Origin of the sequence: Streptomyces sp. ADI96-02 (genome assembly GCF_003846185.1) — a bacterium.
Taxonomy (GTDB): domain Bacteria; phylum Actinomycetota; class Actinomycetes; order Streptomycetales; family Streptomycetaceae; genus Streptomyces.
The window spans coordinates 616131-622524 of the sequence record NZ_ML123034.1 but is presented as its reverse complement, the minus strand read 5'-3'; the positions used below and the strand labels follow the sequence as shown (position 1 = coordinate 622524).

Annotated in this window: 5 protein-coding genes; 4 read left to right on the top strand and 1 reads right to left on the bottom strand. The window is 70.6% G+C overall.

Annotation, left to right across the window (positions count from 1 at the left end):
- The first annotated feature begins 33 nt into the window (after positions 1–33).
- Together EES43_RS02765 and EES43_RS02760 are read left to right on the top strand one after the other, a co-directional pair.
- A complete protein-coding gene (locus EES43_RS02765) occupies positions 34–990 on the top strand; it encodes a LysR family transcriptional regulator (protein ID WP_124267179.1) in 957 nt (318 codons plus the stop codon).
- A 17-nt stretch (positions 991–1007) separates the two neighbouring features.
- Complete coding sequence (locus tag EES43_RS02760) at positions 1008–2747, top strand: condensation domain-containing protein (protein ID WP_164493106.1); 1740 nt, start codon at positions 1008–1010, stop codon at positions 2745–2747.
- Positions 2748–2835: 88 nt separating this feature from the next.
- Here the strand turns inward: EES43_RS02760 and EES43_RS02755 are convergent, their stop codons facing one another.
- The gene (locus EES43_RS02755; RefSeq protein WP_124267177.1) at positions 2836–3924 is read right to left on the bottom strand and encodes an NADH:flavin oxidoreductase; all 1089 of its coding nucleotides are present in this window, start codon (positions 3922–3924) and stop codon (positions 2836–2838) included.
- A 315-nt stretch (positions 3925–4239) separates the two neighbouring features.
- Here EES43_RS02755 and EES43_RS02750 point away from each other — a divergent pair, with 315 nt between their 5' ends.
- Both EES43_RS02750 and EES43_RS02745 read left to right on the top strand, forming a co-directional pair.
- Entirely contained in the window at positions 4240–5028 is a 789-nt protein-coding gene (locus EES43_RS02750; RefSeq protein WP_124267176.1) for an oxidoreductase, read from the top strand.
- A 104-nt stretch (positions 5029–5132) separates the two neighbouring features.
- Positions 5133–6326, top strand: coding sequence for a cytochrome P450 (locus EES43_RS02745; RefSeq protein ID WP_124267175.1), 1194 nt, complete (start codon positions 5133–5135; stop codon positions 6324–6326).
- Positions 6327–6394 lie beyond the last annotated feature (68 nt).

The window sequence follows — 6394 nt, the reverse complement described above, 5'->3', positions numbered from 1 at the left end:
GGCCGCAACCCGAGAGACTCCTGGATGTGCCCGATGAGCGACGGCCTCGGCTTCAGCCTCGCACAACTGCGGTACTTCGTCGTATCCGCCGAGCTGGGCAACATATCGGAGGCGGCGGAGAAGCTGTGCGCGTCGCAGTCGACGGTCTCGTCCGCGGTGATGAGGCTGGAACGCCAACTCGGCGTTCAGTTGCTTCTCCGGCATCACGCCCGGGGGGTCACCCTCACTCCGAACGGCCGGCACCTGCTGCGGGATGCGCGAGCCCTGCTGGGGCAGGCCAGGAACCTCAAAGCGCAGGGCGATGCCCTGGCGGGTGACGCCGCTGGCCAACTCGACGTCGGATTCCTCTCCTCCATCGCCCCGTTCCTGCTGCCCTCGGCCTACCGGATGGCCCAAGAGCGTTTCCCGGAACTGCGGTTGAACGTCCGTGAGGAATCGGCTGATCGACTCTCGGCGTCTCTGCGGGACGGGCGATGCGAACTGGTGGTCACCTATGACTTCCTGGCGGGGGACGCCCGGTTCCTCCCCTTGGCCGACCTGCCCGTCCACGCCCTGTTGGCCGACGGAGATCCGCTGGGCGGCACCGGCTCGATCGGTCTGGACGAGCTGGCCACCCGACCGCTGGTCACCTTGGACTCTCCCGACATCATCCGCCAGGGTGAGAAGCTGTTCGCCGACGCGGGTGTTCCTCTGCCGCGAGTGATCAGAGCGGCGAGTCTGGAGACGATGCGCGGCCTGGTGGCCGCCGGCTCCGGGTTCGCCCTGATGTACCAACGTGCTGCGTCGATGGCGACGCTCGACGGAGGGAAGGTCCGAGCGGTCGAGATCGCCGGAGACCCGCCTCGTTCGTCCCTCGGCGCAGCCATGATGCCCGACCTGGCCATGAGCAGCCGCGGCACGGCCTTTCTCGACGTGCTCAGGTCGGCGGTCTCGATCCGGAGCCGGCATGCCCAGCGGCTCGACCGAACCCTGACGCGAACGGGCCCGTGATGGTGGAGGAGTGTTCCGTGCAGCCCACTCACCGTGCGACGAAGGACGGCGAACAGGTCGTCGTCCTCTCGGCGAGGACTTCCCGGCTCCTCACCGAGTCCGCCGAGAGGCTGGCCGGGTTCCTCGACGCCACCCCGGACGCCGACCTGGCCGACCTCGCCTTCACGCTCCAGATCGAACGGGAGGCGATGGCCGTGCGGTACGCGGTGGTGGTGTCGTCGGTCGCGGAGCTGAGGAGCAGACTGCGGGCCGACCGGGGACGTCAGGAAGCCGGAGTGGCGTCCGGAGGTCTGCTCGCGGAGATCAACGGCGACCGGGACCTGAAGGAACTGCTGGTACGGCGGTGGATCGACGCCGGCAAGCTGTCTCGGCTAGCGACGCTGTGGGCGTCCGGCGTCGAGGTGCACTGGGAGGCCCTGCACCGAGGGGCGCCGCGCCGGGTGGTGCCGCTCCCGGCGGACCCGGGCACGGCGGGCCGACGTTGGAACCTCTCGCGCGGTCAGCTCGCGATGTACCGGGACGAGCTGCGCTGGTCGGAGTCGGGGGCCTACAACCTTCCGCTCCTCTTCGAGATCCACGGCGACCTGGACGAAGCGGCCCTGGAACGGGCGGTCCGCGCGCAGGCGGATATCCACCCGGTGCTGGGCGCGGTCGTACGGGAGCGGGACGCCGTGGCGTACCTGGACATCGATCCGGCCAGGCCCCCGTCGTTCGACCGGGTCGACATCGCGGCCACCTCGCGCGAGGCGCGACTGGCCGCGCTGCGGGAACTGGTCGACGCCCCGTTCGACCTGGCGGCGGGCCCTCTGGTCCGGACCCACCTGGTCTCCCTCGCCGGACGACGGCGTCTGCTGCTGATCACCGCGCACCACATCCTGCTGGACGGCACGTCGACCGCGGTCCTGATCCGTACGCTCAAGGACGCCTACCGCGGTGTCGTCGACGGAGGCGCGTCCCAGGCCGCCTACGGTGACTTCGTCGCCTGGGAGGAGGCACTTCTCACCGGTCCCCGGGCGCTGGGCCACCGGGATCACTGGGTCCGCGAGCTGGCCGGACCGCGCGCGTCGCTCGCTCTTCCCTACGACCGTCCGCCCGACCGCGAGCGCATGCCCCGTGTCGACGTGGTGACGTCGAAGCTGCCTCCGGCGCAGGCCGCCGCACTGGCCGACCTGGCACGAGAGCACCGGGTCAGTGTCGCCACGGTGCTCTTCGCGACGTACGCGCTGCTCATGCACCGGCTGACCGGGCAGGACGATCTGATCCTGGGCCTGACCACGGCCGCCCGCTACGAGCAGCGGTTCCACGACGTGGTCGGCCAGTTCGCCAACTGCCTGCCTCTGCGTATCCGGGTCGCCGGCGGCTTCGCCGAGCTGCTCCGGTCCGTACGGCGCGCGATGGTCGCCGGCATCGAGCACGGCGCGTATCCCCTGCCGGAGATCGGCCGGGCGCTGGGAACGGACGGAGAACCGCTGGTCCTGACGAACTTCCTGTTCCAGAACTTCGAAGGCGCGGAACTGCTCACCCACGACACACGGGCCGCTCGTGGCGAATTGGACCTGCGACCGTTCGATGACCTGCCGTACGCCGGGGAATTCACCCTCTCCGGGGAGATCTATCGTGAGGGCGACGGGTACAAGGTGTTTCTCAAATATGACGCGAACGTATTCGACGGGACCACGGCGCGGCGCATGATCGAGGCATGGCATTCGATCATCCAGAACGCGGCCCGGCGAAACGGCGCGACACCTGTGAGGTAACGGCCGTCCTGCCGCACGGGCCGCGCCCGCGGTGACGGCGGTCCCGGTGGCCCCGCTCCACCGGGACGTCGCCGAGGCGGCGCGGCCGTCAGGCCAGGGTCCGCAGGACCGACGGGTCGTAGGGGACGGCCCGGTCCAGCTCGCCGCGGAGTGCCAGTGCCGCCCAGTCCGGGTTGGCCAGCAGCGATCGGCCCACGGCGACCAGGTCGAACTCGTCGCGCTCCAGGCGGGCCACCAGCTCGTCGATGCCGGTCACATCGGACGGACCGGTGAAGCCCTGGGTGAAGTCGCCCTCGCCGTACTGCCGGTCCATGCCGACCGAGCCGACCGTCACGGTGGACCGGCCGGTGAGCTTGCGTATCCAGCCGGCCAGGTTGAGGGCGCTGTCGTCGAACTCCGGCAGCCAGTAGCGCCGGGTCGAGGCGTGGAACACGTCGACCCCGGCCTCGGCCAGGGGCGTCAGCAGCCGGCCCAGCTCGTCCGGACTCTCCGCGGTGCGGGCCCCGTAGTCGCCGAGCTTCCACTGGGAGAACCGGAAGAAGACCGGGAACCCCGGGCTGACCGCGCCGCGGACCGCGCGCACGACCTCGACGGCGAAGCGGGCGCGGGAGTCCGGGTCGCCGCCGTAGCCGTCGGTACGCCGGTTGGTCCGGGTCCACAGGAAGTCGTCGATCAGATAGCCGTGCGCCCCGTGCAACTCGACTCCGTCGAAACCGAGCCGCTCGGCGGTCGCGGCGCCCTCCGCGAAGGCGGCCACCGCGTCGTCGATGTCCTGGTGGGTCATGGCCCTTCCGGCCCGCGCGCCGTCCAGCCCGATCCCGGACGGGCTCTCGGCGGGCGGATCGGTCGCGGTGCGCGCGGCTCCGGTGTGCCACAACTGCGGGATGATCCGGCCGCCCGCCGCGTGCACCCGGCGCACCACATGGGACCAGCCGGCGAGCGCCCGCTCGCCGTGGAAGTCGGGCACGTCGTCGTAGGCGGCGGCGGTGGGGTGGCCGATGTAGGTGCCCTCGGTGATGATCAGTCCGACGTGGTGGGCCGCCCGACGGGCGTAGTACTCCGCCACATCCGGTCCGGGCACGCCACCGGGGGACGCCGTTCTGGTCATCGGGGCCATCACGATCCGGTTGGGAACCGTGAGCTCGCCCACGGTGAACGGTTCATCCAGACTGGCCATGGTGCCTCCCGAGTTGTGGGGCGCCGCCCGGACGGCGTTCCCCTGCTTTTCTGGCCGAACATTCGGCGGAGGGTTTTCAGGCGATGCGGAGAATGCCGCGGCCGCCTTCCGATTGTGCACGATCATCGACGTCGTTGACCACACTGCCGATGCATTGCACAAGGCGATCCAATGCATCGACAGAATGAGTTTGACCGTGTCGACCCGAGCGCGGATATTTGAGCCGGCGGTTCCGCGTCGCATGAGCGGACGGAGTGCGATGCTCCCTTCTCATCGCGGTCGGATGACGGACCGGAAGGGAAGGAGAGGAAGCCCATGGCGATGCAGAGCAGCCTCACCGCGGCAGGCTCCGGCGAGTTGGCGGGCCGGCGGGCCGTGGTCACCGGCGGCACCCGCGGCATCGGCGCCGCGATCGCGCGGAACCTGCTCGACGCCGGAGCGACCGTGGTCACCTCCGCCCGCAACGACAGCGGACACACACCGTCCGGCGCGGCGTTCGTCAAGGCGGACCTCAGCACGCCCGAGGGCGTGCGCGGGTTCGCGGACACCGCGCTGGAGACGCTGGGCGGTGTGGACATCATCGTCAACAACGCCGGCGGATGCCGCTCGTTCCAGAGCGTGCTGGACCTGGAGAACGACTGGCAGTACACGATGGACATCAACTTCCTCGCCGCCGTCCGGCTCAACGCGGCCCTCGTGCCCGCCATGCGTGAGAGCGGCGGCGCCATCGTCCATGTGTCGTCCATCGCGACCATCGCGGCCTATCCGACCCTCCTGCACTACGCCGCCGCCAAGTCCGCCCTGGAGACCTACAGCAAAGGTCTCTCCGCCGAGTTGGCGCCGGACGGCATCCGGGTCGTCTCCGTCTGCCTGGGCAACGTGGAGACGCCGGCCTCCGGCGTCGCCCGCGCCCAGATCGTCGAACACCTCGGCGGCGACCAGGACGAGCTCACCGAGCAGTGGGCCGCCGAGATTCCACTCGGACGCCTCGGCGAGGCGCAGGACATCGCCGACGCCGTGAGCTTCCTGGTCTCCCCCCGCGCGTCGTGGATCACCGGCAGCAACATCGTCATCGACGGCGGGAAGACCGCGAGCCTGTGCTGAGACGCACGGCACCGGCTCCCGGCCGCCCAAGGACCCCGACACCGGTCGACGCGTCACCGAACATCCGCAGCCAACCGCTCGGCAGCACGGGAAGGACTGACACGATGACCGCGGCAGGAGAAGAGGTACGGGCCTACCCGTTCGGTCCGGTCGACCGGCTCGACCTGGACCCCACGCTGGTCGAGATCTGCGGTGAACGGCCGGTGCTCCGCGTGCGGTTGCCCTTCGGAGGCGAGGGCTGGCTGGTCACACGGCACGCCGACGTCAAGACCGTGCTGTCGGACCCCCGGTTCAGCCGCGCCGCCGCCGCGGGCGACCACGTACCCCGCACCGTCGCGGTCGCCCCGCCGTCGACGTCCATCATGGGCATGGACCCGCCGGACCACAGCCGGCTGCGGCGCCGGGTGATGCGCTCGTTCACCGTACGCAGCATCGAGGCACTGCGCCCGCGCATCCAGGAGATCGTGAACGGCCTGGTCGACACCATGACGGAGGCGGGCGGCCCCGCCGACCTGACAGCGGTCCTGACGTGGCCGCTGCCGATCACGGTGATCTGCGAAATGCTCGGCGTGCCCCCGGCCGACCAGGACCGGTTCACCGAGTGGGTGGACGGCCTGCTGATCCTCGACGACCCGCAGCAGTCCGCATGGGCCCGCGGACAGCTCGGCGACTACCTCGCGGACCTCATCGCGCAGCGCCGCACCGACCCCACCGACGACCTCCTGGGAGAGCTGGCCGCCGACAACGAGAAGGACCCGCTCAGCGAGGAGGAACTGGTCAGCCTGGGCGTCAGCCTGCTGTCCGCCGGCCAGGAGGCCACCGCCAACCAGATCGGCAACTTCGTCTACACGCTGCTCACCCAGCCCGGCCTCTGGCGGCAACTCGTCGCCGACCGCTCCCTCATCCCCAACGCGGTCGAGGAACTCTCCCGGTTCATCCCGATCAGCGCCACCGCCGGCTTCACCCGTATCGCCACCGAGGACCTGGAACTGAGCGGGCAGCTCATCCGCGCCGGTGACGCGGTGGTGGCCGAACTGGGCATGGCCAACCGGGACTCCGAGGTGTTCGACCGGCCCGAGGAGATCGACTTCCACCGCGGGCAGATCCCGCACGTCACCTACGGGCACGGCATCCACCACTGCCTCGGCGCACAACTGGCCCGGGTCGAACTGTGCGTCGTCCTCGAAACCCTCATCGACCGCCTGCCCGGCCTGCGACTCTCCGTCCCGGCCGACCAGCTGTCCTGGCGGACCGAGCGCCTCATCCGCGGAGTGGCCGCGCTGCCGGTCGACTGGTGACGTCCGCATCGGCCCGCACCGCCGCCGGGCCGCCGAACGCGCACCACCCCGACCGCACACGACCCGCC

Coding starts and splice junctions, on each gene's coding strand:
- EES43_RS02765 (WP_124267179.1), top strand. CDS start 34: ATGAGCGACGGCCTCGGCTTCAGCCTCGCACAACTGCGGTACTTCGTC.
- EES43_RS02755 (WP_124267177.1), bottom strand. CDS start 3,924: ATGGCCAGTCTGGATGAACCGTTCACCGTGGGCGAGCTCACGGTTCCC.
- EES43_RS02750 (WP_124267176.1), top strand. CDS start 4,240: ATGGCGATGCAGAGCAGCCTCACCGCGGCAGGCTCCGGCGAGTTGGCG.
- EES43_RS02745 (WP_124267175.1), top strand. CDS start 5,133: ATGACCGCGGCAGGAGAAGAGGTACGGGCCTACCCGTTCGGTCCGGTC.